Origin of the sequence: Actinomadura formosensis, from assembly GCF_050948385.1 — a bacterium.
Lineage (GTDB): Bacteria > Actinomycetota > Actinomycetes > Streptosporangiales > Streptosporangiaceae > Spirillospora > Spirillospora formosensis.
Genome location: NZ_CP192011.1, coordinates 2676845 through 2701336, shown reverse-complemented (window position 1 = coordinate 2701336; position 24492 = coordinate 2676845). Strand labels below are relative to the sequence as shown.

General features: G+C 72.6%; 26 protein-coding genes and 1 riboswitch. Of the genes, 16 read left to right on the top strand and 10 right to left on the bottom strand.

What is annotated here, in order from left to right; all coding sequences use genetic code 11:
- Positions 1-272: 272 nt before the first annotated feature.
- Positions 273-1043 (bottom strand): L,D-transpeptidase family protein, encoded by a 771-nt coding sequence (locus ACQP1N_RS12795; RefSeq protein ID WP_433231401.1) that lies wholly within the window; start codon positions 1041-1043, stop codon positions 273-275.
- Positions 1044-1087: 44 nt separating this feature from the next.
- Here ACQP1N_RS12795 and ACQP1N_RS12790 point away from each other — a divergent pair, with 44 nt between their 5' ends.
- On the top strand, positions 1088-1552 hold the full coding sequence (locus tag ACQP1N_RS12790) for a YbaK/EbsC family protein (protein ID WP_067795053.1): 465 nt from the start codon (positions 1088-1090) through the stop codon (positions 1550-1552).
- Positions 1553-1636: 84 nt separating this feature from the next.
- Here the strand turns inward: ACQP1N_RS12790 and ACQP1N_RS12785 are convergent, their stop codons facing one another.
- Complete coding sequence (locus tag ACQP1N_RS12785; protein ID WP_067795051.1) at positions 1637-2542, bottom strand: endonuclease/exonuclease/phosphatase family protein; 906 nt, start codon at positions 2540-2542, stop codon at positions 1637-1639.
- Between the two features lie 270 nt (positions 2543-2812).
- Here ACQP1N_RS12785 and ACQP1N_RS12780 point away from each other — a divergent pair, with 270 nt between their 5' ends.
- The 4 genes from ACQP1N_RS12780 to ACQP1N_RS12765 are packed head-to-tail and all read left to right on the top strand — an operon-like array spanning position 2813 to position 5023.
- Entirely contained in the window at positions 2813-3163 is a 351-nt protein-coding gene (locus ACQP1N_RS12780) for an arsenate reductase family protein (RefSeq protein WP_067795048.1), read from the top strand.
- A 56-nt stretch (positions 3164-3219) separates the two neighbouring features.
- Complete coding sequence (locus ACQP1N_RS12775) at positions 3220-4068, top strand: hypothetical protein (RefSeq protein ID WP_433231397.1); 849 nt, start codon at positions 3220-3222, stop codon at positions 4066-4068.
- 9 nt (positions 4069-4077) lie between these two features.
- Positions 4078-4410: a hypothetical protein gene (locus ACQP1N_RS12770; RefSeq protein WP_067795042.1), complete on the top strand. Its 333-nt coding sequence runs from the start codon at positions 4078-4080 to the stop codon at positions 4408-4410.
- 10 nt (positions 4411-4420) lie between these two features.
- Positions 4421-5023 (top strand): GNAT family N-acetyltransferase, encoded by a 603-nt coding sequence (locus tag ACQP1N_RS12765; protein ID WP_067795039.1) that lies wholly within the window; start codon positions 4421-4423, stop codon positions 5021-5023.
- Here the strand turns inward: ACQP1N_RS12765 and metF are convergent.
- Positions 4960-5895 (bottom strand): methylenetetrahydrofolate reductase [NAD(P)H], encoded by a 936-nt coding sequence (gene metF / locus ACQP1N_RS12760; protein ID WP_067795036.1) that lies wholly within the window; start codon positions 5893-5895, stop codon positions 4960-4962. The two genes, ACQP1N_RS12765 and metF, sit on opposite strands and share 64 nt — an antisense overlap.
- A gap of 159 nt (positions 5896-6054) precedes the next feature.
- On the opposite strand from metF, the gene ACQP1N_RS12755 reads away from it, so the two are divergent.
- Together ACQP1N_RS12755 and ACQP1N_RS12750 are read left to right on the top strand one after the other, a co-directional pair.
- Positions 6055-7107 carry a polyprenyl synthetase family protein gene (locus ACQP1N_RS12755; protein ID WP_067795033.1) on the top strand — a complete coding sequence of 351 codons (1053 nt, stop codon included), beginning with the start codon at positions 6055-6057 and terminating at the stop codon, positions 7105-7107.
- Positions 7108-7280: 173 nt separating this feature from the next.
- A complete protein-coding gene (locus ACQP1N_RS12750) occupies positions 7281-8363 on the top strand; it encodes a serine/threonine-protein kinase (RefSeq protein WP_242608786.1) in 1083 nt (360 codons plus the stop codon).
- Positions 8364-8371: 8 nt separating this feature from the next.
- Here the strand turns inward: ACQP1N_RS12750 and ACQP1N_RS12745 are convergent, their stop codons facing one another.
- The 4 genes from ACQP1N_RS12745 to ACQP1N_RS12730 form a co-directional block, all read right to left on the bottom strand.
- On the bottom strand, positions 8372-8539 hold the full coding sequence (locus tag ACQP1N_RS12745) for a hypothetical protein (protein ID WP_165488374.1): 168 nt from the start codon (positions 8537-8539) through the stop codon (positions 8372-8374).
- A gap of 64 nt (positions 8540-8603) precedes the next feature.
- Positions 8604-9272, bottom strand: coding sequence for a thiamine phosphate synthase (thiE, locus tag ACQP1N_RS12740; RefSeq protein ID WP_084262666.1), 669 nt, complete (start codon positions 9270-9272; stop codon positions 8604-8606).
- A gap of 131 nt (positions 9273-9403) precedes the next feature.
- Positions 9404-9778 carry an Rv2175c family DNA-binding protein gene (locus ACQP1N_RS12735; protein WP_433231391.1) on the bottom strand — a complete coding sequence of 125 codons (375 nt, stop codon included), beginning with the start codon at positions 9776-9778 and terminating at the stop codon, positions 9404-9406.
- A gap of 78 nt (positions 9779-9856) precedes the next feature.
- Entirely contained in the window at positions 9857-11074 is a 1218-nt protein-coding gene (locus tag ACQP1N_RS12730; protein ID WP_433231389.1) for an NAD(P)/FAD-dependent oxidoreductase, read from the bottom strand.
- 94 nt (positions 11075-11168) lie between these two features.
- Positions 11169-11281, top strand: a riboswitch (TPP riboswitch).
- Between ACQP1N_RS12730 and thiO the strand changes: the two genes are divergently transcribed.
- From thiO to ACQP1N_RS12700, 6 genes are all read left to right on the top strand, one after another.
- Positions 11271-12398, top strand: a complete 1128-nt coding sequence (thiO, locus tag ACQP1N_RS12725; protein ID WP_433231386.1) for a glycine oxidase ThiO — start codon at positions 11271-11273, stop codon at positions 12396-12398. (Overlaps the previous riboswitch by 11 nt.)
- Complete coding sequence (gene thiS, locus ACQP1N_RS12720) at positions 12395-12595, top strand: sulfur carrier protein ThiS (RefSeq protein WP_433231382.1); 201 nt, start codon at positions 12395-12397, stop codon at positions 12593-12595. The genes thiO and thiS overlap by 4 nt, the downstream gene beginning before the upstream one ends.
- Before the next feature lie 88 nt (positions 12596-12683).
- Positions 12684-13403, top strand: a complete 720-nt coding sequence (locus ACQP1N_RS12715; protein WP_067795168.1) for a thiazole synthase — start codon at positions 12684-12686, stop codon at positions 13401-13403.
- Between the two features lie 147 nt (positions 13404-13550).
- A complete protein-coding gene (locus tag ACQP1N_RS12710; protein WP_433231379.1) occupies positions 13551-14513 on the top strand; it encodes a DMT family transporter in 963 nt (320 codons plus the stop codon).
- A 36-nt stretch (positions 14514-14549) separates the two neighbouring features.
- Positions 14550-16469, top strand: a complete 1920-nt coding sequence (gene pknB / locus ACQP1N_RS12705) for a Stk1 family PASTA domain-containing Ser/Thr kinase (protein ID WP_433231377.1) — start codon at positions 14550-14552, stop codon at positions 16467-16469.
- A gap of 20 nt (positions 16470-16489) precedes the next feature.
- A complete protein-coding gene (locus ACQP1N_RS12700) occupies positions 16490-17338 on the top strand; it encodes a deoxyribonuclease IV (protein WP_433231374.1) in 849 nt (282 codons plus the stop codon).
- A gap of 681 nt (positions 17339-18019) precedes the next feature.
- Here the strand turns inward: ACQP1N_RS12700 and ACQP1N_RS12695 are convergent.
- The gene (locus ACQP1N_RS12695; protein WP_067794401.1) at positions 18020-18811 is read right to left on the bottom strand and encodes a LytR/AlgR family response regulator transcription factor; all 792 of its coding nucleotides are present in this window, start codon (positions 18809-18811) and stop codon (positions 18020-18022) included.
- A gap of 301 nt (positions 18812-19112) precedes the next feature.
- Positions 19113-19736, bottom strand: coding sequence for a sulfite oxidase-like oxidoreductase (locus ACQP1N_RS12690; RefSeq protein ID WP_067794399.1), 624 nt, complete (start codon positions 19734-19736; stop codon positions 19113-19115).
- Positions 19737-20007: 271 nt separating this feature from the next.
- Between ACQP1N_RS12690 and aroF the strand changes: the two genes are divergently transcribed.
- The 3 genes from aroF to ACQP1N_RS12675 all read left to right on the top strand — a co-directional run bounded on the left by aroF (position 20008) and on the right by ACQP1N_RS12675 (position 23135).
- Positions 20008-21054, top strand: a complete 1047-nt coding sequence (gene aroF / locus ACQP1N_RS12685; RefSeq protein WP_067794397.1) for a 3-deoxy-7-phosphoheptulonate synthase — start codon at positions 20008-20010, stop codon at positions 21052-21054.
- Positions 21055-21240: 186 nt separating this feature from the next.
- Entirely contained in the window at positions 21241-22170 is a 930-nt protein-coding gene (locus tag ACQP1N_RS12680; RefSeq protein ID WP_067794395.1) for a DMT family transporter, read from the top strand.
- Between the two features lie 53 nt (positions 22171-22223).
- Complete coding sequence (locus ACQP1N_RS12675) at positions 22224-23135, top strand: DUF5954 family protein (protein ID WP_433231371.1); 912 nt, start codon at positions 22224-22226, stop codon at positions 23133-23135.
- A gap of 33 nt (positions 23136-23168) precedes the next feature.
- Here ACQP1N_RS12675 and thiI read toward each other — a convergent pair whose 3' ends face one another.
- The gene (gene thiI / locus ACQP1N_RS12670) at positions 23169-24401 is read right to left on the bottom strand and encodes a tRNA uracil 4-sulfurtransferase ThiI (protein ID WP_433231369.1); all 1233 of its coding nucleotides are present in this window, start codon (positions 24399-24401) and stop codon (positions 23169-23171) included.
- Positions 24402-24492: the final 91 nt, after the last annotated feature.

Below are 24492 nucleotides of genomic sequence, written 5' to 3'. Positions count from 1 at the left end.
CCGGGCTCGGGCCGGCCGGGCGGAGAGCTTCCCCTCACTCCGCCCGGCCGTCCGTCCCGCCGAAACACCGCGATCGGCGGGGACGTCGCCCTGGCGCGGGCCGCGAGTCCCGCACCAACGTCGAACATAAGTTCGACGCACTTCCCAGTAAACAGCCCTGACGGCGATTCGTCAACGTGTTCGAATGTGTGTCGTGTCCCGCAGGTCAACGGGTGTGACGGCAGTACAACAGCGGGGTACGACAGTTGACCGGCGGCAGCACCGGCCAGGGCCTAACCGGGCCGTCTGACGTGCACGGGGACGTTCGTTCCGAGCAGGCCGGGGAAGTACTCGGCGATGTGCATCGGCATCCGGACGCAGCCGTGCGAGGCGGGGTAGTCGGGCACGTCCAGGGCGCCGTGGAAGGCGATGCCGCCGTTGAAGTAGACGGGGTTGTAGAGGCGCCCCAGCGGTGAGGTCTCCCAGCCGGTGAAGCGGCGCCCCGTCCGGAAGTCGCCCGTGCTCGTGGTGGCGTACCGGCACCTGGGGACGGTGGCGCCGGGGTCCTTGGCGCAGTAGTACTCCCCCGAGCCCGGCGAGATGTGCGAGATGAGGCGCGGCTCGCCGTCCTTGTAGAGGACGAGGTACTGGCGTTTCAGGTCGACGTCCACCCGGTCCTTCTCGCGTTTCCCGGCCACCGGACGCGGCTCCTTGGGCGCGTCCAGGGCCTCCCAGAAGGACTTGTCCGGGGTGCTCTTGTGCTTGAGGCGGTTGACCGCCTGGAACGCCCACACGGCCATCTGCGTGGACGGCCCGTACTTCCCGTCCGCCTTGCCCGGGTCATAGTGGAGTTCCTTGAGGCGGCGCTGGAGGTCCTCAACGTCGGCGCCCTTCGCCCCCGGCTTCAGCTTGTGGTGCGCGGGTGTGGGCGCGGGCGTGGAGGGCGGGGCCGCCGTCACCGACGTGGACGGTGACGGCTCCGGCGCCGGGGGCGCCGTCTGCTCCGTCCCGTTGCAGCCCGCCAGGACGACGGCCGCGATCAGCGGGACCGCGCTTTTCCGCACGTCGATCGATCTCCCTCGCATGGACGAAGCTTAAAGTGCCTCCCATGCATCCGAATGCCGAAATCGTGGCGAAGGCCCTGCTCGACCAGGGCGCGACCGGGACCATCATCGAACTTCCCGCCTCCGCGCGGACGGCGCAGGCCGCCGCCGACCAGTTGGGCTGCGAGGTGGGCGCGATCGCCAACAGCCTGCTGTTCGACGCCGACGGCGCGCCGCTGCTGGTCATGACCAGCGGCGCGCACCGGGTCGACACGGCGAAGGTGGCGGCTCTGGTGGGCGCGGCGAAGGTGGGACGCGCGACACCGGAGTTCGTCCGGGAGGCGACCGGGCAGCCGATCGGGGGCGTCGCGCCACTCGGCCATCCGGCACCGATCCGCACGCTCGTGGACGTCTGGCTGAACGGGTACGACGAAATCTGGGCGGCCGGCGGCCACCCGCACACCGTCTTCCCCACGTCGTACGAGGAACTGCTGAGGATCACCGGCGGAACCCCCGCGGAGGTGGAGTGACGGAGATGCGGCGCCCCCGCGGGCCGACGGCCGGTCCGCGGCCCCGGCGGGGCGCCGGCCTCGCGCGGAGGAGCGGCGGCTCGTTCAGCCCGGTGTGATCCGCGCGGCGACCGGCAGGTGGTCGCTGCCGGTGGCGGGCAGGGCGCGGATGTGGCCGACGGTCGCCGAGCGGGCCATGACCTGGTCGATCCGGGCCAGCGGGAAGGCGGCGGGGAAGCTGAAGGCCAGGCCCCGCTCCGCCACGTTCATCTGTGCGGTCAGCGGGGCCAGCCCGCGGTCGTCGACCGTGCCGTTGAGGTCGCCCAGCAGGATCACCGCTGCCAGCTTCTCGGCGGCGACGGCCTTGCCCAGCAGCCCGGCGCTCTCATCGCGCCAGGACGATGCCAGCCCGCCCGCCCGGACGCGGACCGACGGCAGGTGCGCCACATACACGGCGATCTCGCCGTGGGGCGTGTGCACCACGGTCCGCAGCCCGCGATTCCAGGTCTGCGTGATCCCCCGGGGTTTGATGTCCAACGGCCGGACGCCGGTCAGCGGGTGCTTCGACCAGAGTCCGACGGTGCCCCGGACCGCGCGGTACGGAAAGTCCGGGGCGAAGGTCTTCTCATAGACCGGCAGCGCCGAGGGCACCAGTTCCTCCACCGCGATGAGATCCGGCCCGGCGCCGGCCAGTGCGCGGGCCGTGCCCGCCGGGTCGGTGTTCTCGTCACTGACGTTGTGCTGGACCACGAGCAGGTCGTGCGCGCCGGGCTTGGCCTCGGGCAGGAGCAGCCCGCCGAAAAGGTACGCCCAAGCCGCCACCGGCAGCAGCAAGGCCACCAGCGCCGTGGCCGAACGGCGCAGCAGCGCCGGGACGAGCAGCACCACGACCATCAGGCCGAGCCACGGCAGGAACGCTTCCAGCAGACTGCCCGTGCGGCCCACCGAGTTGGGCACGGCCCGGTGGAACGCCAGCAGCCCGGCCGTCCCCGCCGCGAGCGCGGCGAGCACCCGGCCCCGTGTCCAGGCCGACCGGCCCTTCGCGTCCCCCCGCGCGCTCTCGTCCGGAGCCCGGCGTCGTGCCCACCGGGCCACCGCCGCCCTCACCGCCGCCCTCACCGTCGACGTCGCATCACTGTCCGCTGGACTCTGCTCCACCCCGGCCCCCGATCCACTCGGCCTCGCCGGCTATAGGACGGGCCACCAGATGAATCAGTTCTGTTCTCCGTCAGCGTGCTGTCGGCTGCGGATACGGGGCTTCGCATCCAATAACCTCCCTTCATGGAGATCTGGCACAACCCGCGCTGCTCGAAGAGCCGCGCCGCGAAGGCCGCGCTGGACGAGGCGGGCGTCGAGTACACCGAGCGCCGCTACCTGGACGAGCCGCCCACCGCGGAGGAACTGGACGCCGTGCTCACTCGGATCGGCGCCGAGCCGTGGGACGTGGCGCGGCTGAACGAGCCGGTCGCCAAGGAACTGGGCCTCAAGGACATGGAGCGTGACCGGGCCCGGTGGATCGAGGTCATGGTGGCGAATCCGGCGCTGATCCAGCGTCCGATCGTCCTGACCGGCGATACCGCCGTCGTGGCACGTGATGACGAATCGGTGCAGAGGGCTCTCGACAGCCGGTGACACGGATGTGATTCTGGGGAGTCAGGACACGACGACCGGTGACCTCCGGAGGGGCGATGACCGCGCAGATGCGCACGGGTCCGGCGGCGCGCGACCCGGAGTTCCGGGGGATCGACCCGCCCGCGCTCGATCAGGTCATCAGGCGGCTGCAGGACGCGCAGAACGAGATCCAGGGCTGGCTGAACGCGCATCGTCCCCCTCCCGGGGTGTCCACGGCCGGGTACCGGCAGGCCGACCAGGTGGCGCAGTGGGCCGCCGACCAGCTCGGGATGCTGTCGCGGCGCTACAACTACGCGATCACCCATCCGTCCCCGGGCGGCGGGGTGGACGCTCCGCCGCCGCCCGCGCCCGCTCCGGCACCGGGGAGGCCCGGCGGCGCTCCGGTCGGGACGCCCCGCCCCGTCACGCCTCCGCCCCGCAAGACGGCACCTAAGCCCACTCCAAGGGGTGCCGGTGACATCGGCAATTTCCCCACCCGGCAGGCCGCCGCCAAGGCCGCGAGGGCCGATGCCCTGGCGGTGGTGGCGTCCGTCCAGGACGGCGAGCCCGTCCCCGATTCGGTGTGGAAGCACCTCAAGGCCAACGCCGACGACCCCGACTACACCGAGAAGCTGTACGAGCGGCTCGGGCCCACCGCAACGGCCGGCCTGCTGAAGGCCGCTCATGGAGACAGGGCGAAGCTGGAGGCCGTCCAGGAGTCGCTCGGTGTGGCGAGCCACCACATGACGATGGACGTGAAGTGGCTGCGCGCCTTCCTGGCCGAGGCCGACCGCGCGGGAGTCCGCCCGGCCGCCGTCCAGGTGCTCACCGGGGCCGACATGAGCGGCCGGACGCGCGAGGCCATCGCAAAGCTGAACCTGCACAAGCCGGAAGCAACCACCCTGGAAGCAACCAACGTCGCCTGAGAGGTCGCCATGGCCGCTCCGCCCCCTCCCGGGAGCCTGCCCCTGCCGCTCACCGGTGCCGCAGCCGCCAAGCTGTCACCTGCCGAGCAGCCCAATCCCGAGTACCAGCGGCTCTACCAGGCGTACGCCGACGCCTACGGCAGCATCGACCGGCTCCGTGGGGCCCTCGACGCGCCGGTGAAGATCCTGCGGGGAACGGACGCGTGGCTGGGGCCGGAGGCGCGCGTGTGGGGCGGGCAGCTCGACGCCAACCGCAGGACGCTGAGGAAGGCGGCGGACCGCATCCTCTGGGACATCTACGATCGCCTTTCCGCGACGCAGCGCACCATCCCGCGGGTCTAGTCTCTGTCGGGTGAGGGACCCGAAGCTGCGCGAGATCGACGAACGCGCCTTCCTGCGAAGGCTCGACCCCATGGTGGACGTGTACGCGGCCGCGATGGAACCGCCGAGCGATCAGCTCCCCGGCCGGCACACCATCATGGAGCGGCACGCCTCGTATCCGGGGTTCCGGGCGTTCGTGGTCGAGCGGCGCGGCGCGCTGCCCATGCTGGCCAGTCCCGTCCTGGGGTTCGCCTATGGATTCCACGGGATGCGCGGCCAGTGGTGGCACGACGTCGTCCACCAGGCGCTGTCGGACCTGGAGGGTCCCGAGCACGCCGAGACGTGGCTGGGCGACACGTTCGAGGTCGCCGAGCTGCACGTCCATCCGCAGGCGCAGGGCAAGGGCCTCGGCCGGAGCCTGCTCAACGCGCTGTGCGAGGGCAGGCCGGAGCGGACGGCCGTGCTGTCCACGCTTGACAGGCGGCCGGAGACCCCGGCCCGCCACCTCTACCGGTCGGTCGGCATGGTGGACCTGCTGACCGGCTTCGAGTTCCCCGGCGGCGGGCCGCGCTACGCGGTCATGGGCGGGACGCTGCCCCTGGCGCCGTACTCCCCGGCGCCGAGGAGGGAGTAGACCTCGCGCGTCGCCGTGGACTTGTTGAACGTGATGAAGTGGATCCCCGGCGCGTCCTGGTCGAGCAGTTCGCGGCACAGCTGCGCGGCGTGCTCGATACCGAGCCGGCGCACCGCCTCCGGGTCGTCCGCGACGGCCTCGAACCGGGCCCTGACCTCGGGCGGGAACGGGGCGCCCGACAACTGCTCGGACCGCTCGATCGTGCTCATCCGGGTGACCGGCATGATGCCCGGCAGGATCGGCACGTCGCAGCCCGCGGCGGCGACGCGGTCGCGGAGCCGGAAGTAGTCCTCGGCGCGGAAGAACATCTGGGTGATCGCGTAGTCGGCGCCGGCCCGGCACTTCTCCACGAAGTGGCGGACGTCGCTCTCGATGTCGGGCGAGCGCGGGTGCTTGTAGGGGAACGCGGCCACGCCGACGCAGAAGTCGCCGTAGGAGCGGATCATCCGGACCAGTTCGGCGGCGTACTCGACGCCGTCCGGGTGCTTGACCCACTCGCCCATCGGATCGCCGGGCGGGTCGCCGCGCAGCGCGAGGACGTTGCGGACGCCGGCCGCGGCGAACCGCCCGATCAGGTTGCGCAGCTCGGCCTGGGAGTGGTTCACGGCGGTGAAATGCGCGACGGGCGTCAGCGTGGTGTCGGTCGCGATCCGCTCGACGATGTCGACGGTCTTGTCACGGGTGCCGCCGCCGGCGCCGTAGGTCACCGACACGAACGTGGGGTGCAGGACCTCCAGTTCGCGGATCGTACGCCACAGGGTCCGCGCGCCCTTGTCGGTCTTGGGCGGGAAGAACTCGAACGAGAAGGATCTGCCGCCCGAGGCCAGCAGTTCTCGGACGGTCGGGGGCCGGTCGGGGCGTGCGCGTCGCATCCCCCAAGCCTACAGAAGCCGCCGGAGAGCGCCCGGAGCCGCCGATTCGCGTGATGCTCGCCACAGCGCGCGGGCGTTATGGCCTTATTTCTGAGGATCCAGTGACTTCTCACGTTTTCGCGGGAGGGTTGAATCACCCCAGGTGGATACGATCTCGGCATGTCGACCAGCCGCATCCGCAAGGAGGTCGGCGAGGCCCTCCTCGGCTTCGTCGACCGGCAGCGCCCGGCGCTGCTGACCATCAGCGACGACCTCGCGCCGCTGCTGTCCGCGCTCGACGCCCTGCTGGGCGGCGGCAAGCGGCTGCGTCCCGCGTTCTGCTACTGGGGGTGGCGCGCCGCGGGCGGCGAGGACGGCCCGGGCATCGTGGCCGCCGCCGCGTCCCTGGAGCTGCTCCAGGCCAGCGCGCTCGTCCACGACGACGTGATGGACTCCAGCGACACCCGCCGCGGCCAGCCGTCCGCGCACCGCCGGTTCGAGGCGCTGCACCACGCGCAGGCGTGGCCGGGCGACGCGGAGGCGTTCGGCGGCGGCGCCGCCATCCTGCTCGGCGACCTGTGCCTGGCCTGGTCGAGCGAGATGTTCGAGACGAGCGGGCTGGAGGAGGAACGCCGCCGGCGCGGCCGGGCCGTCTACGACCTGATGCGGACCGAGGTCATGTGCGGCCAGTACCTCGACATGCTGGAGGGGACCCGCGGCCGGGCGACGGTCGCGACGGCGCTGCGCGTGGTCGAGTACAAGAGCGCCAAGTACACGATCGAGCGTCCGCTGCACCTCGGCGCCGCGCTCGCCGGCGCCCGCCCGGACGTGACCGCCGCCCTCACCGGCTACGGCCTGCCGCTCGGCATCGCCTTCCAGCTCCGCGACGACGTGCTCGGCGTGTACGGGGACCCGGCCGAGACCGGCAAGCCCGCCGGCGACGACCTGCGGGAGGGCAAGCGGACGGTGCTGGTCGCGCTGACCCTGGAACGCGCGTCCGCCGCGCAGGCCGCCGCGCTGCAGCGCCGCCTCGGCGACCCCGGGCTCGACCGTCCCGGGGTGGACGAGCTGCGCACGATCATCGAGGAGACCGGCGGCCTCGCCGCCTGCGAGACCTTGATCGAGCGCTATCTGCGCGAGGCGGAGAGGAACCTGGAGTCGGCCCCCATCACCGCCGAGGCCCGCGACGCCCTGGCGGAACTCGCGGTGGCCGCCACCACCCGGACCACGTGAGTGAGCAATGACATGGTCCGGCCGGGTCTCCCGGGCGGCCGGCACATCCCCCAGACCGGGACGCTTGGGACATGCGGGTAAAAACAAAGATCTGGGTTCTCCTGCCGTGCTCAGCCGTTACGCGGTACAAATAAGGAAATCTTCGTCCGTCCCCGCCGAGTCGGAGTTTTCCAGTGCCGCACGACACCTCCCGCGGGAGGACGAATCCCCACTCCGCACGTCCCGCCGCCCGTTCCGGGCGTCCCGGGCACCCCGGCCGCCCCGGTAAGCCCCGAAGCACCCAGGCACGGGCGGGGCAGGGGCGGCAGAACGGCGCCGCCTGCCCGGCGCACGGCGGCGGCCGGCGGCACGAGACGCCGCTCGGCCCCGACGACCCGCGCGGTCTCGGCGACTACACGCTGCTCGGACGGCTCGGCGAGGGCGGCCAGGGCATCGTCTACCTCGGCCGGGACGGCGACGGTGAGCTCGTCACCGTCAAGCTGCTGCGCGGCGGCGTGGCGGCCGGGCAGCGGGCGCGCAGCCGCTTCGTCAAGGAGGCGGACGCGGCCCTGCAGGTGTCCGGGCGGCACACCGCCCGCGTCCTCGACGCCGACATGACCGGCGACCGCCCCTACATCGTCAGCGAGTTCGTCGAGGGGCCGTCGCTCCAGGACGTCGTCCGGGACCGCGGCCCGCTGTCCGCGCCGCAGCTGCGCAAGCTCGCGGTGCGCACCGCGGCGGCGCTCGCCGCGATCCACCGCGCCGGGATCGTGCACCGCGACTTCAAGCCCGGCAACGTGCTGCTCGGCCCGGACGGCGCCAAGGTCATCGACTTCGGCATCGCCCGCACCGCCGACGCGACACCGCTCACCACCGGCCCGGTCGGCACCCCCGCCTACATGGCGCCCGAGCAGATCGAGGAGGAGCCGGTCGGGCCGGCCGCCGACGTCTTCGCCTGGGGCGCCGCGATGGTGTACGCCGCGACCGGGCGGCCACCGTTCGGGACCGGGCCGAGCGCGGCCGTCATGCGGCGGGTGACGTCCCGCAGGCCCGACCTCGGCGACATGCAGGGCCCGCTGCGCGACCTCGCGGCCCGCTGCCTGGACAAGAATCCCGCCGCGCGGCCGACCGCGCCGCAGCTCGTCCGGGCCCTGCGGGACGGCCACGGCCCGGCGCCGAAGCCGCGCCCGACCGCGATCCCGCGCTACCGGTGGCGGATGATGGTCGCGCTGGGCGTGGTCGTCGTCGCCGGCTTCGCGCTCGGCATGCTGTTCTGACCGGCGGCTCACCAGTGCGGCGGGCGGTCCTCCAGCAGCCGGGAGTCGTCGTCACCGCCGTCACCGCCGCGCCACTCGCCCCAGCCGATGTCGGTGTCGTCGGACGTCTGGTCGGGCAGGATCTCCAGGTCGTCGTCCAGGTCGACGAGCCGGTCGTCGTCGGGTCCCTCGCTCATGATCCCCATTGTCGGTGATCGGTCCGGGTGCCCGCACCGTGATCCAGGTCAAACCCCGACAAGGTCAGGTGGCGAGCCGGCGCGCGAACTCCGCCGCCGCGGCGCCCGGATCGTCCGCCTCGGTGATCGCCCGGACCACCACCACCCGGCTCGCGCCCGCCGCCCGGACCTCGTCGAGGTTGCCGAGGTCGATGCCGCCGATCGCGAACCACGGCCGCGCGACACGCTGCGCCGCCAGGTACTCCAGCAGCTTCGGGCCCGGCGCCGGACGTCCGGGCTTGGTCGGGGTGGGCCAGACGGGGCCCGCGCAGAAGTAGTCGGCGCCCGGCTCCACGGCCGCCGCCGACGCCTGCTCGCCCGAGTGCGTGGACCGGCCGATCAGCATGTCGCCGCCGACGATCTCGCGGGCGGCGGGCACCGGCAGGTCGTCCTGGCCGAGGTGCAGCACGTCCGCGCCGACGGCGTGCGCCACGTCGGCCCGGTCGTTGACCGCCAGCAGCGCGCCGTGCCGCTCGCACGCCGCCCGGAAGATCTCCAGGTAGGCCATCTCCTGCCGGGCCTCCAGGCCCTTCTGGCGGAGCTGGACGATGTCGACGCCGTTGCCGAGGACGGCGTCGAGGAACTCCGGCAGATCTCCTTGCCGTTCCCGCGCGCCGGTGCACAGGTAGAGGCGGGCCCGGCTGAGCCGGGCGCGCAGCGCGACGGCGCGTTCGGAGGGCAGGTGCCTGGACACGGCCGGGGCACGTCCTTTCAGATCAGATCGCCGCACGGGTGGTCACGGGGTCACGCGGCGGGAGTGGTCCCGTCCCGGGTGACCCCGTGATCGTGCCATGTGCTGCTTCGTCCGCTGGTACCGGGTGGTCTCTAGAAAGCGAGGGCCTGGGCGCGGCGGCGCACCTCGGTCCCGCGGTTCTCGGCGAGCGCTTCCACGGGCGTCCCCGGCAGCGTGTCGTCGGCGGTGAACAGCCAGCGGATCGTCTCCACCTCGTCGAATCCGGCGTCCGACAGGAGCGTCAGCGTACCGGGCAGCCCCTTGACGACCTGCCCGTCCTTGATGAAGGCCGCGGGCACCATCGGCTCGCCGCTGCGCCGCACCGCGAGGATCCGGTGCTCGTGAATGAGCTGCTTGATCCGGTTGGGCTTGATCCCGAGCCGTTCGGCCGTCTCCTTCAGGGTGAGCCATTCGCCGGCGAGGGCGTCGGTCCGGGGGTCGAGTGCGCTGTCAACGGTTGCGTGCATCTGCGTCACGCCCCCTTGCTACCACGCCTTCGAAAGCCTCAAACCCCCTGAACAGCCGTTACCTTCCGGCACCGCCCGCTACTGGCGAACGGCCTGCCGGACGGGGACGTCCGGGTCGGCGATCGCCTCGGGGTCCACCGGGGTCCCGGCCGCGATCACCCGCCTCGCCTGCACCAGGTCACGGGGCCGGTCGACGGTGAGGATCGCGTCGAGCCGGTCACCGGTCAGCCACACGGCCGCCCACTTGCGCTCCGCCGGGTCGCCGCGGTGGACGAGCCGCTCGGACGCGGCGTGGCTGCCCGCGTACTGCACCATGCGCCCGAACTGCTCGGACCAGAAGTAGGGGGCCGCGTCGTAGGAGGCGTCCTGGCCGAGGAGCGACGCGGCGGCGACCTCGGGGGCGTTGAGAGCGGTGTCCCAGTGCTCGACCAGGAGCCGCCGCCCGTACCGCGCCGACCACCACGCGGCGCAGTCGCCGACCGCGACGACGTCCGGGCGGAGGGCGCCGGGGTCCTCCTCGCCCTGGTAGACGCGGAACGAGCCGTCGGTGACCACGCCGCGCTCGGTCGGCAGGCCCGAGCCGTCCAGCCAGGACACGGCCGGGCGGACACCGATGCCGACCACGACCTCGTCGGCCTCGATCCGGCCGCCGCCGGCCAGGGCGAGGCCGTCGTCGCGCACCTCCGCGACCTTCACGCCGGTGCGCAGTTCGACGCCCGCCTCGGCGTACCAGGGGGCGGTGAGCGCGCCGACCTCGGGGCCGATCGCGCCCGAGAGCGGGGTGTCGGCCGCCTCCACGACGGTGACCGCGCAGCCCTTCCCGGCGGCGGTGGTGGCGACCTCGGCGCCGATCCAGCCCGCCCCGACGATCACGACCCGGGCGCCCTCGGTGAGCCGGGCGCGCAGCTCGCGGGCCTCGTCGATGGTCCGCAGGACGTGCTGCCGCCCCTCCCCCGGCAGCGTGATCGGAGTCGCCCCCGTCGCGATGACCAGCCCGTCGAACGGCAGGTCGCCCGCCGTGGACGCGAGTACGCCGCCGCGTCCCGGCTCGTCCAGGCGCAGGCCGGTCGCGCGTTCGCCGAGCAGCAGGTCGCAGCGCAGCGCGGCCCAGTCCGCGTCGACCGTCGTGTCGTCGGACTCGCCCTTGAGGACGGCCTTCGACAGCGGCGGCCGGTCGTAAGGCCGGTGCCGCTCCGCCGACACGAGCGTCAGCGCCCCCTCGTACCCCTTGCTCCGCAGGGCTTCCACGGCGCGCACGCCGGCCAGCCCGCCTCCCACGACGATGACCCTCTGCATGACGGCCACCCTATTCGGCCGCGTTTTTCGGGTGGACACCTGTCCAGGCACCGGTGCGCTTTACCGAGGTCGTAAGGTGGGGACCGGATAAAACCACACAGAGCGCGGGAGTCCGGTGCGACCGGGCTGAGAGGGCGGCTGAACGGGCCGCCGACCGCCGGACCTGATCCGGATCATGCCGGCGAAGGGAGCGCACATGGAGATCGTCATCGTTGGCGCCGGGGTCATCGGCCTCGCCACCGCCTGGCGGGCCGCCGCCGGGGGCGCCGCCGTCACCCTGGTCGACCCCTCCCCCATGAGCGGCGCCTCATCGGTCGCGGCGGGCATGCTCGCCCCGGTCGGCGAGCTGACCTACGGCGAGGAGCCGCTGCTGCGGCTCGGTCTCGCGTCCCGCGACCGCTACGGCGCGTTCGTCGCCGAACTGGAGGAGCTGACCGGCCTGGACACCGGCTACCGCACCGACGGGCTCGTCCAGGTCGCGTTCGACGCCGACGACCTGAGGTACCTGGACGACCTGCGCCGCTTCCAGGAGAGCCTCGGCCTGCCCGCCGAGGCGCTGACCGGCAGGGAGTGCCGCAGGGCCGAGCCGATGCTCGCACCCGGCGTGCGCGGCGGGCTGCTCGCCCCGCGGGACGGCTCGATCGACCCGCGCCGGCTCGGCACGGCGCTGCTGGCGGCGGCCGAGCGGTTCGGGGCCCGGCTCGTGCGGCGGCGGGCCGCGCGGATCGTCGTCGACGGCGGCGCGGCGACCGGGGTCGGGCTGGACGACGGGACGGTCATCCGCGCCGACCGGGTGCTGCTCGCGGCCGGACCGTGGTCGGCCGACCTGGAGGGCCTGCCGCCCGGGACGGTACCGCCCGTCCGCCCGGTGAAGGGCCAGGTGATCCGGCTCCGCACCCGGGTCCCGTTCCTGCGGCGCACCGTCCGGGGCCTGGTGAAGGGTTCCCCGGTCTACCTGGTGCCGCGTGCGGACGGCGAGGTCGTCATCGGCGCCACCCAGGAGGAGCTGGGGTTCGACACGCGTGTCACCGCCGGCGGGCTGTGGGAGCTGCTGCGGGACGCACGCGAGCTGGTGCCGGGCGTCACCGAGCTGGAATTCGTCGAGGTCACCGCGGGGCTGCGTCCCGGCTCCCCGGACAACGCGCCGGTCATGGGCCCGACCGCGCTGCCCGGCCTCATCGCCGGGACCGGGCATTTCCGCAACGGCATCCTGCTCACCCCGCTGAGCGCCGACATCCTGTCGGCGATGCTGCTGGACGGTCCCGTCCCCGAGATCGCCGGGCCGTTCTCCCCCGACCGTTTCTCCGCCGAGGTGCAGGCATGAAGGTGATCGTCAACGGTGAGCCGCGCGAGCTGCCGGAGGGCGCGAGCGTGGCCGACGCGGTCGCGTCCGTCACCTCGGCCGGGACCGGTGTGGCGGCCGCACTGAACGACGAGGTCGTCCGGCGGTCGGCGTGGTCGGCGACGACGCTGCGCGACGACGACCGCCTTGAGGTGCTGACCGCCGTCCAGGGCGGCTGAGGTCGGTCCCCGTAAGGACACCGCACAGGGAGGCTGAAACGTGGACAAGCTGGTCATCGCCGGGGAGGAACTGGACTCACGGCTGATCATGGGGACCGGCGGCGCGCCCAGCATGCACGTGCTGCGGGAGGCGCTCACCGCGTCGGGCACGGAACTGACCACGGTCGCGATGCGGCGGGTGGACCCGTCCGCACGCGGCTCGGTGCTGGACGTCCTGGCCGAGTGCGGCATCCGGGTGCTGCCGAACACGGCGGGCTGCTTCACCGCCGGGGAGGCCGTCCTCACCGCCAAGCTCGCCCGTGAAGCGCTCGGCACGAACTGGGTCAAGCTGGAGGTCATCGCGGACGAGCACACGCTGCTGCCCGACCCGATCGAGCTGGTCGAGGCCGCCGAGCAGCTCGTCGCCGACGGCTTCGTCGTCCTGCCGTACACCAGCGACGACCCCGTGCTGGCGCATCGCCTGGAGCGGATCGGGTGCGCGGCGGTGATGCCGCTCGGGTCCCCGATCGGGTCGGGTCTCGGCATCCGCAACCCGCACAACATCGAGCTGATCGTCGAGCGGGCGAACGTCCCGGTGATCCTGGACGCCGGGCTCGGCACCGCGTCCGACGCCGCCCTCGCCATGGAGCTGGGCTGCGACGCCGTGCTGCTCGCGACCGCCGTCACCCGCGCCCGGCATCCGGCGCGGATGGCCGCGGCGATGCGGCACGCGGTGGAGGGCGGACGGCTCGCCCGGCTGGCCGGACGCATCCCGATGCGCCGCTACGCGCAGGCGTCCTCCCCGTTCGAGGGGCTCGCCACTTCGTAGAATCACTAAAGCGTTCCCTGTAGAAATATTCGCTGGACCTGAAATCTGCGCGTTACCAGACTGGGTCTGCCGCACCCCGCGGACATGCCGCAACCCGGCGTCTCACTTCGGTGTTCGTGGAAACGACCCCGATCTAAGGTGCGTGACATGCAGCAGATGAACACGGATCGCGTCGACAAGCGCGCGGTCGCCGCCGCCACCGTCTCGGTGGTGCTCTGGGCGTCCGCCTTCGTCTCGATCCGCAGCGCCGGCGCCGAGTACGGGCCCGGTGCCCTCGCCCTCGGCCGCCTCCTGTCCGGGACGCTCGTGCTGGGCGTCCTGTGGCTCGTCCGGCGGGAGGGCCTGCCGCCGCGCGGGGCCTGGCCCGGCATCGTCACCGCGGGCGTGCTGTGGTTCGGCGCCTACATGGTCGCGCTGAACTGGGGCGAGCAGCTCGTGGACGCCGGCACCGCCGCCCTCGTCGTCAATATCGGGCCCCTGCTCATCGCGCTGCTCGGCGGCTGGCTGCTGAAGGAGGGCGTCTCGTCCCGGCTGGTGATCGGCTTGGCCGTGTCGTTCACCGGCGCCGCCGTCGTCGGGCTGTCGATGTCCGGCGAGGGCCGCGCGTCCGTCGGCGGGGTGCTGCTCTGCGTGGTCGCCGCCGTGACGTACGCGGCGGGCGTGGTGAGCCAGAAGCCCGCGCTGCGGCACGCCTCCGCGCTGCAGTTCACCACGTTCGCGTGCGCGATCGGCGCGCTCGTCTGCCTGCCGTTCTCCGGGCAGCTCATCGCGCAGGCCGCCGACGCCCCGGCCGGCGCCACTCTCAACATGCTCTACCTGGGCGTCTTCCCGACCGCGCTCGCGTTCACCACCTGGGGCTACGCGCTGGCCCGGACGTCCGCCGGGAAGATGGGCGCCACCACCTACGCCGTCCCCGCGCTCGTCGTGGCGATGTCGTGGCTGTTCCTCGGCGAGGTCCCGGGCCTGGTCACCCTCGCCGGCGGCCTGCTCTGCCTGGCCGGGGTGGCCGTGTCCCGCGGCGCCGGCCGCCGCGGTCGGCCGGCCGCTCCCGAACCGGGCGCCCGGGAGGAGTCTCCCTCCGGCCTCATCGAGGCTCATACTCTCGGTTGATGAGATCCGCGGGGGTTCACCCGTAAACTCGCACCGATGGACACGACGGTCGCAGATCCACTCGTCGGGCGGGTGCTCGACGGGCGCTACCGCATTGAGTCCCGCATCGCACGCGGCGGCATGGCCACGGTCTACCTCGCGCGGGACCTCCGCCTCGACCGCACCGTCGCGATCAAGGTGATGCACGCCGGGCTCGCCTCCGACGAGGACTTCGTGGCCCGCTTCATCGGCGAGGCCAAGGCCGCGGCGGCGCTGTCCCACCCGAACGTCGTCGCGGTCTACGACCAGCGCACCGACGGCGAGCACGTCTTCCTGGTGATGGAGTACGTCGCGGGCCGCACGCTCCGCGACACGCTGACCTCGCTCGGACGGCTCGGCCCGCGCGCCGCGCTGGAGATCGTGCAGCCGGTGCTGGCCGCGCTCGGCGCCGCGCACCGCGCCGGTCTCGTGCACCGCGACGTCAAGCCGGAGAACGTCCTGATCACCGAGGACGGCCAGGTCAAGGTCGCCGACTTCGGTCTCGCCCGCGCCGAGACCGCGAGCAAGATGACCAAGACCGGCATGATCATCGGGACGGTCGGGTACCTCGCCCCCGAGCAGGTGCTGTCGGGCAACGCCGACGTCCGTTCCGACGTGTACGCGGCCGGGATCATGCTGTTCGAGCTGCTCACCGGGCATCTCCCCCACCGGGGTGACACGCCGCTCGCCGTCGCCTACAAGCACGTGAACGAGACCGTCCCGCCGCCGTCCGGCGTCGTCCCCGGGCTGCCACCGCGGGTGGACGCCCTCGTCACCGACGCGACGAGCCACGACCCGGCCCGCCGTCCGCAGGACGCGAACCAGTACCTCGCCGAGGTCGCCGAGGTGGCCGGCGGCCTCCCCCGCGACCTCGACCGGCGCATCGAGGAGGCGTCCCGCAACGCCACGAGCGTGCTGGAGGCACCGGTCCACGAGCGCACCGCCGTCCTGGACGCGCACACGACGCCGCCGGAGCACGTCCCGCCGCAGACCAGGACCGACCGCGCGATCGGAGCGCTGACCGGCCGTTACGTCATGGTCGCCATCGGCGCGGTCGCGGCGCTCATCCTGGGGTGGGCGGTCTGGTACCAGACGTCCGGCCAGTACGAGCACGTCCCGTCCTCGATCATCGGGATGAAGGTCTCCGACGCCCGCGATCTGCTGGAGTCCAAGGGGCTGGACGTGCGGACCGCGAAGGCGGTCTACGACGACCGCGTCCACCGGGGCGGTGTCGTCAAGTCCGACCCGCCCGCGGGCGCCCGCGTCGCCAAGGGCCAGACGGTCACGCTGACCCCGTCCAAGGGCATCACTCCCCGCGAGGTGCCGGACGTCGAGGGCAAGACCCTGGAGGAGGCCAGGCAGACCCTCAAGGACAGGGGCTTCTCCGTCGGCCGGACGAGCACGAGCCCTTCGCAGACCGTCGCCAAGGACAGGGTCATCGGCACCGACCCGGACGCCGGCGAGAGGCAGTCCCCCGACGAGCCCGTCGACATCGTCGTCTCCGGCGGCATGTCGATGCCCGGCCTGGTCGGCCAGAACGGCGACGCCGCAGCCAACCGGCTGCGTTCCATGGGGCTGAACGTCACCGTCCAGAAGAAGCGGGTGGACGGCAAGGAGCCGAACACCGTGGTCAGCCAGGACCCGGCCGAGGGAACCGGCGTCTCCCGCGGCGACGACGTCACCATCGTCGTCAACAAGCGCGACTGCATCGTGGACGCGGGCCCGTTCCAGTTCGGCTGCGACGACGGCGGCGACGACCAGAACGTCCCGGTGCCCGACATGACCGGCCGCAGCGTGCAAGAAGCCAGGAAGGCCCTGAAGGAGTCCGGCTTCAAGGTCAACGTGACGGGTTTCGGCGGCGACATCGTGCGCTTCCAGTCTCCGTCCAGCGGCGAGCTCCCGCGCGGCTCCACCGTCACCATCGTCCGGGGGCCGTGACCCGTTAGGCTGAATCGGCCATGACCTCACCGCACAGCCCCGTCGGGGCGCATGTCCCCGTGGCCGGCGGCCTCGCCACCGGCGGCCTGAAATACGCCGCCGAGATCGGCGCCGAGGCGGTCCAGGTGTTCGTCGCCAACCCGCGCGGCTGGGCGCTTCCCGAAGGCCGCCCCGCCGAGGACGCGAAACTCCGCGAACACGGCATCCCCGTCTACGTGCACGCCCCCTACCTGGTCAACTTCGGCTCCCCCACCCCCGAGACCCTCGCGAAGTCCATCGCGACCGTCCGGCACTCCCTCGCCCGTGGCCGCGCCATCGGCGCCCGCGGTGTCGTCGTCCACACCGGCTCCGCGGTCAGCCAGACCTACGACGAGGCCATGACGCAGATCCACGAGCACGTTCTCCCCCTCCTCGACGAGATCCCCGAGGACGGTCCCGACCTCCTCCTGGAGCCCATGGCGGGCCAAGGCAACATGCTCTGCGGCAGGGTCCAGGAGCTGGGCCCCTTCTTCGAGCGCCTGGAGCACCACCCGAAGCTGGGCGTCTGCCTCGACACCTGCCACGCCTTCGCCGCCGGCCACGACCTGGCCGCCCCCGGCGGCGTCAAGAACACCATCGACGCCCTGGTCGCCACCGTAGGCGAGGGCCGCCTGAAACTGATCCACGCCAACGATTCCAAGGATCCCTGCGCGTCCGCGAGAGACCGCCACGAGAACATCGGCGCCGGCCACATAGGCGAACAGCCCTTCGCCGACCTCTTCCACCACCCCGCCACCGCAGGCGTCCCCTTCATCATCGAAACCCCCGGCCGGGCCCCCGCCCCCCACGCCAACGACATAAAAACCCTGAAACGCCTCCGCACCCCCTAAAACGCCCACCAAAACCCATCCGATACGACGCGGCAGAAACCCACCTGCTACGCCCACCCAGCCATGCGGCAACCGAAAGGCACGCTGTCTTTAACCTCGGCCCGCAACAACCCGCCGCGTTGCGATCGCGTCCGAAGGCAGGTTCAAGCGAAGCGAGAACCTGATCGCGCAGCGAGCCCCTGGGCGAGCCGGAGCGATGCCAGCGATCGCCGCTTTGCTCGTTGAAGGAAGGCGCGCCAGCGCCTGACGCCGAGAGCAAAGCAATAAAAAAAGAGCTCGGGCGTCGCTGAACAACCCCCCGACTGTTCAGCGACGCCCGAGCCGCAGGTCGCCGGATCCCACCCCCCCGGTACGGGATCCGGCGACACGATCCGGCGTGGCCGGATCTCCGGATTTGCTGTTGTGGGAGGTGTCGCGGCCGGGGCACGGCCGCCCGCCCCTCCGGTGGCGGTGTGGCTTGTGGTGTCACTGAGAACACTAGACGCGGGGTGTGGTGGGCGGCACCAGGAAAACGCAGCCCTCGATAAGCGGTATGTAATCAGAGATGTGCGTAGTGTAGTCGTGCGATGAGCGGTCGGTTATGCGGGACGAGCGGTCGGGCGGGGACGGTCCACGCGGCGGAGGCGCCGTTCGCGGACGAATCTCGGACGTTCATCGGGCGCCGGGCCCGGCGCTCACCGGTCATCGCCGCCCTTTCCCCGCCTCGTCCTCGTCCGGATGGTGGAACTTGCGCACCAGCCGGTCCCGCACCTCGCGGGTGTGCCGGCGGCTGACCTGCAGCAGGTCGTCTCCGATCCGGACGGCCGCGCGCCCGCCGTCGAAGCGCACCTCGGTGATGTGCGCGCACGCGACCAGGGTGCTGCGGTGGATCCGGATGAACCCGGCCGCCTCCCAGCGCTTGGTCAGCGCCGACAGCGGCATCCGGACCAGGTAGCCGCCCTCGGCGGTGTGCAGCCGGACGTAGTCGCCCTGCGCCTCCACGTGGGTCACCGACCGGCGGGAGACGAGCCGGGTCCGGCCGCCGAGCTCGACGGGGATCAGTTCGTCGTCGTCGGGGTCGGGGGCGGGGCGGTCCGCGGGACGCGGACCCGTCCGCTGCGCGGCCTCGGCGACCCGGCGGACGGACTCGGCGAGCCGCTCCGGCCGGACGGGCTTCAGCAGGTAGTCGAGTGCGCCCAGCTCGTAGGCGGTGACGGCGCAGTCGTCGTGCGCGGTCACGAACACCACGTGCGGGGGCGCGGCGAATCCGGTGAGCAGCCGGGTGAAGTCGAGCCCGTCGAGTCCTGGCAGCCGGACGTCCAGGAAGACGGCGTCGAGGCGCTCCCCCTCGACGAGCATGCGGGACAGGTCGCGAAGCGCGGCAGCGGCGTTCCCCGCGCCGGTGACCTGCCCGATCCGCGGATCCTTGCGGAGCAGATAGGTCAGCTCCTCTAGTGCGGGGCGTTCATCGTCGACGGCGAGGACGTGGAGCATGAGGCCGACTTTGCCGCGATTACCGTCTGTCCGCAATCGATTCCAGGAAGTGAGTGCCGCGTCACCGGATCACCGGCCAGTCCGAAAACACCCCCATACGGGTCCTTCAGGACACTCAAACGAGGCTTGATCGCACCACCGACCACCGTTTCGCCCGTGAGAACGCACTCGTCGCCGCGGATATGGCGCATGCACCTATCGGTCTTCGCGACGGACGGTAGGGTCATGACGACCGAAGGTAACATTCGCCGCCCCCGGAGATCCGCCTGTCGCCGATTTACGAACCCCTCGGAGCGGCCCGTCAGAGCGGCGGGGCCTCGCCCTCCTCCTCCTGGTAGGAGTAGCGCTGCTCCCGCCACGGGTCGGCGACGTTGTGGTAGCCGCGCTCCTCCCAGAAGCCGCGGCGGTCCTGCACCAGGTATTCGATGCCGCGAACCCATTTCACGCTCTTCCACGCGTACAGGTGCGGGACCACGATGCGGAGCGGGAAGCCGTGGTCGGCGGTCAGCCGATCGCCGCCGTGGTGGGTGGCGAACATCGTTCCGCCGGCGAGGAAGTCGCTCATCCGGATGTTGGCGCTGTAGCCGTACTCGGCCCACACCATCACGTGCGTGACGTCCGGCGCGGGCGGCGCCAGCTCCGCGATCGCCGTGCCGGGGACGCCCTCCCACACGTTGCCGGGGACGGTGAACTTGGTGACGCAGTGGAAGTCGGCGACCGACGTGACCCTCGGCAGCGCGTCGAACTCCTCCCAGGTCCAGCGGTACTGCCCGCCCGACGCGGTGGCGCCGAAGACCCGGAAGTCCCAGGCCGAGGGCCGGAACTTCGGCACGGGGCCGTAGTGGAGGACGGGCCAGCCCCGGGGGACGTACTGGCCGGGAGGCAGATCCCGTGGCTGCGGCGCGGAAGGTTCGGGGTGGGTCATGACGCGGCCATCCTGCCATCCGGCGTGAGCTGAGCCATATTCGGGGGCGGGGCGAACCCGCGGTCCCGGGATCGGTTACGCTTGGGCCCGTGCGCAACGTCGTGTATTTCTTTTGGTTCGACCAGCCCGGCCGGCTGGTCTGCCAGGCGCTGCGCTGACAGACCACACGATGACAAGCCCCGGGCCACAGCGGCCCGGGGCTTTCGTCGTTTCAGGGGTTGGCCACGGGGTCCACCGGATTCCGGGCGAAAACAGGAGAGGCAGCACAGCAATGGTCGTCGTCATGGCCCCGGAGGCCAACGAAGCGGATATCAAGGCCGTCGTCTCACTGGTCGAGACGGCGGGGGGTGACGCCTTCGTCAGCCGCGGCGTGGAGCGGACCATCGTCGGGCTCGTCGGCGACGTCCAGCAGTTCGGTTCGCTGAACCTGCGCGGGATGCGCGGCGTCAGCGACGTCATCCGCATCTCGGCGCCCTACAAGCTGGTGAGCCGCGAGAACCACGCCGAGCGTTCGGTGGTGCGGGTCGGCGGGGTGCCGATCGGCCCCGGCAGCATGACGCTGATCGCCGGCCCGTGCGCGGTGGAGACCCCGGAGCAGACGCTCGGCGCCGCGCAGATGGCGCGGGCGGCGGGCGCGACGCTGCTGCGCGGCGGCGCGTTCAAGCCGCGGACGTCCCCGTACGCCTTCCAGGGCCTCGGCGAGGCCGGCCTGCGCATCCTCGCCGACGTGCGGGAGGAGACCGGCATGCCGGTCGTCACCGAGGTGGTGGACGCCCACGACGTCGAACTCGTCGCCTCCTACGCCGACATGCTGCAGATCGGCACCCGGAACGCGCAGAACTTCTCCCTCCTCCAGGCCGCCGGCGAGTCGGGCAAGCCGGTCATGCTGAAGCGCGGCATGAACGGGACGATCGAGGAGTGGCTGATGGCCGCCGAGTACGTCGCGCAGCGCGGCAACCTCGACATCGTGCTGTGCGAGCGCGGCATCCGCACATTCGAGAAGGCGACCCGCAACACCCTCGACATCTCCGCGGTGCCGGTGGCGCAGCGCCTGTCCCACCTGCCGGTCATCGTGGACCCGTCGCACTCGGGCGGCAGCCGCGATCTCGTGCTGCCGCTGACCCGCGCCGCGATCGCGGTCGGCGCGGACGGCGTGATCATCGACGTGCACCCGCACCCGGAGACCGCGCTGTGCGACGGGCCCCAGGCCCTCGTGGACGGTGATCTGCGCGAACTGGCCAAGCTCGTCCGCGACCTGCCCCCGCTCGTGGGACGCGGCCTCACCCAGGCCGAGGACCCCGACGCCGTCCCCGCCTGACAAAGGCGGTATCGTCCGAGACGTGGCGTACTGGACTTCCAACTGCGGGCCGCCGCGCTCCTGACGGGGCGCGGCGACCGCACTCTTGCCGAGTTCTGACACGGCCCGGCGCGGGTATGCGCCCGGCCGCGTCCTCCTGCGCCCCGAATCCGGATTCTTCCTTCCGATTCGAGGTCAGGAGCCTTCGTGTCACAGAACACCTCCGTCCGGCGCGCGCCACGGCGGGCCGCGTCCGCCCGCCCCCGGCTCGGCGGCGACATCCTGCTGGCGGCGTCCCTGTGGGGGACGACCGGGACCGTCCGCACGTTCGCCGGCGACGCGTCGGCGCTCTCGGTCGCCGCGATCCGCATCGTCATCGGCGGCCTGGTGCTGCTCGCCTTCGCGTGCGCGCGCCGCGGCGCCGGGCTGCGCCGGCTGCTCGGCGACCGCCGCAACCTGCCGCTCATCGGCCTCGGCGCGGTCACGATCGTGGTGTACCAGGTCGCGTTCTTCCTCGCCGTCGGCCGCACCGGGGTGGCGGTCGGCACCGTCGTCACGATCGGCAGCGCGCCCGCGTTCGCGGGCGTGATCGGGCTGCTGACCCGGCGCCCCGGACCGGCCGGCCGCTGGGCGATCGCGACGGCGGGGGCCGTCGCCGGCTGCGCCCTGCTGGTCGGCGGCGGCCGGGACGCGGGCGTCGAACCGGCCGGCGTCGCCCTCGCGCTGCTGTCCGGGCTGGCGTACGCGGTGTACGCGACGGTCGCGTCCGTCCTCATCACGCGGGGCGAGGAGGACCGGGCCGTCGCCGGGGCGATGTTCACCGCGGCGGCCGTCCTGCTGGCGCCGACCCTGTTCTCCGGTTCCGGGTGGCTGCTCACCGGGTCCGGCGCGCTGATCGCGCTCTACCTCGGCGTGATCACCACGGGTGGCGGCTATCTGCTGTTCGCGCGGGGCCTGCGCACCACCCCGGCCACGACGGCGACGACGCTGACGCTGGCGGAGCCGGCGGTGGCCGCGGTCCTCGGCACGGCCCTGCTGGGCGAGCGGCTCGACACCGCCGCGGTCGGCGGCCTCGCGCTGCTGGCGGCGAGCCTGGTCGTGCTCGTGCTGCCGGCCCGGCGGAAAACGCGCCGGTAACAAAATGGTCTGAACCATTGGCCGGGACGGGCGCGGCGGGGATGATGTCCGGCATGACAACGGGCGATGGTGACGCCGGAGGGCGGCTGTTCCCCGACGATCTGGACGGCGTCGATCCGGTCGCCGCGGTGATGCTCGCGGACGCGCGCCGCGCCCTCTCCGCCTATCCGGAGCTCGTGGTCGTGGGCACCCTGTTCACGGCCGCGGAGCACGTCCCCGGAGGCTGGCAGATCGTGTGCCCCTGCGACCCGCTGCCGCAGGGCGCGCGCGAGCTGCTCGCCGACCGGCTGGAGGACCAGGCGGACGGCGCGGACGGCGCACAGGCGCACGAGCTGCGCGCCGCGGCGCGGACGCTGCGCCGCGGGCCGGCCGACGAGCTGACCGCGGGCGGGCGGCGGTTCCGGATCGTGCGGATCGAGCAGCGGATCCGCATCGGCCCGGACGGGCCCGAACCGCCCCGCCCGACGGATCTGGACCCGCTGCCCGCCGACCACCGGGTTCGGCGGGGCCGGCCGCATGAGCTGCTGCCCGAGCAGGGCCCGGCGTCCGGCTTCGCGACCGCGGAGCTGCTGGGCCAGATGCTGGACGCGGCCCCGGCACCGGGCGACGAGCCGTCCAGGACGTTCCGCACCCCGGTCGCGCTGGCGCCCGTGTTCACGGTGGCCGAGCGCGGTGAGCGGCGCTGGCATCCGGTCGGCCGGCTGCACGACGCGCCGCAGCAGGCCCGCGAGGCGCTGATCACCTACTTCCGGCATGTGGTGCCGGCGGTGGAGAGCCCGGCCCACACGGACGTGGCCCGGTTCGCCGAGGCGGCGGCGCTGCTGGAGGGCGAGACCCGCCGCAACGGCATCGCGGTCGCCGGCCGCCGGTTCCGCATCGTCCGCATCGTCCGCATCGAGCGGATCACCCTGATGGGCTCGGGCGGCCCCGAGCCGCCCCGTCCGACGGACTTCGACGCGCGCTGAACCCGGTCCCTCCGGGACCCCCGCAAGGAACCGTCAGGCGGCGGGGCCGGCGTAGGCGGGGCGGTGCTCCTGGACGGAGTCGGCGAGCTGGTCGGCGAGTTCGCCGGCGTCGAGGCGCTTCTCGATCTGCCGCAGGTCGTCGATCTTGGCCTTGGTCTCGGCGCGGCGGGGCGCGAGCAGGGTGCAGCAGTCCTCGTCCGGCAGCTCGGAGATCGACAGGGTGCGGATGCGGCGCGCCTGGTCCATGATCTCGACCTTGTCCATGCCGACGAGGGGCCGCAGGACGGGCATCTGCACGGCGTCGTCCAGCGCCGTGATGTTGGTGAGCGTCTGGCTGGACACCTGGCCCAGCGCGTCGCCCGTGATGAGCGCGCCGCCGCGCAGCCGGCGGGCGAGGACCTCCCCGGTGCGCAGCATCAGCCGGCGCTGCGCGATCACGGCGAGCCGGTCCGCGCCGGACGCCTTGATCTGCTGCTGCGCCTTGCCGAACGGGACGACGAGCAGCCGGGACCCGCCCTGGAACTTGTCCAGCTCGCGGACCAGCGCGTACGCCTTGTAGATCGATTCGGGGCCGGTGAACGGCATACCGGAGAAGTGCAGGTAGTCGACGCGCAGGCCGCGGCGCATCATCCGGTACGCGGCGACGGGCGAGTCGATGCCGCCGGACATCAGCACGAGGGCGCGTCCGCTCATCCCGACGGGCAGTCCGCCCTGGCCGGGCAGGCCGCCGGAGTAGACGAACACCTCGTCGCGGTCGACCTCGATCGACAGGGTGTGCTCGGGGTCCTTGAGCTTGACGGGCTGGCCGTAGCGTTCGGCGACGATGCCGCCGATGTGCCGGTCCAGCTCGGTGGAGGTCATCGGGAATCGCTTGTCGCGGCGCCGGGACCGGACGGCGAACGTGCCGGTCCGCCCGTCCATGAGTTCGAGGGCGGCGCGTTCGACGCTGGCGAGGTCCTTGCCGACCAGCCAGGCGCGGTGCGCCCACACGATGCCCATGACGTCGGTGATCCGCTGGGCGACGCGTTCCATGGTGGCCAGGTCGGCGTCGTGCTTGCGCACGATGAACACGCCGTGCCGCCGGATCACGTCCACCCGGGCGATGGGCCGGACTGCGGCGCGCACGTTGTCGGCGAGCCGCCGCTCGAACTGCTCGCGGTTCTTGCCCTTGAGGACGACCTCGCCCAGTTTGAGCAGCACGCACGGCTCGCCGTCGACCGGCGAGTGCTCCCGGACCTTCGCCGGCGTGGTGTCGAGCGTGGTCATGCGTGGTCCTCCCGGCGGGAACGTGTAAAGGGCGGGTCTCCAGTGTGGCCCACAGGACCCAACACCGCGACCCGGAAACCGTGTTCCCGCC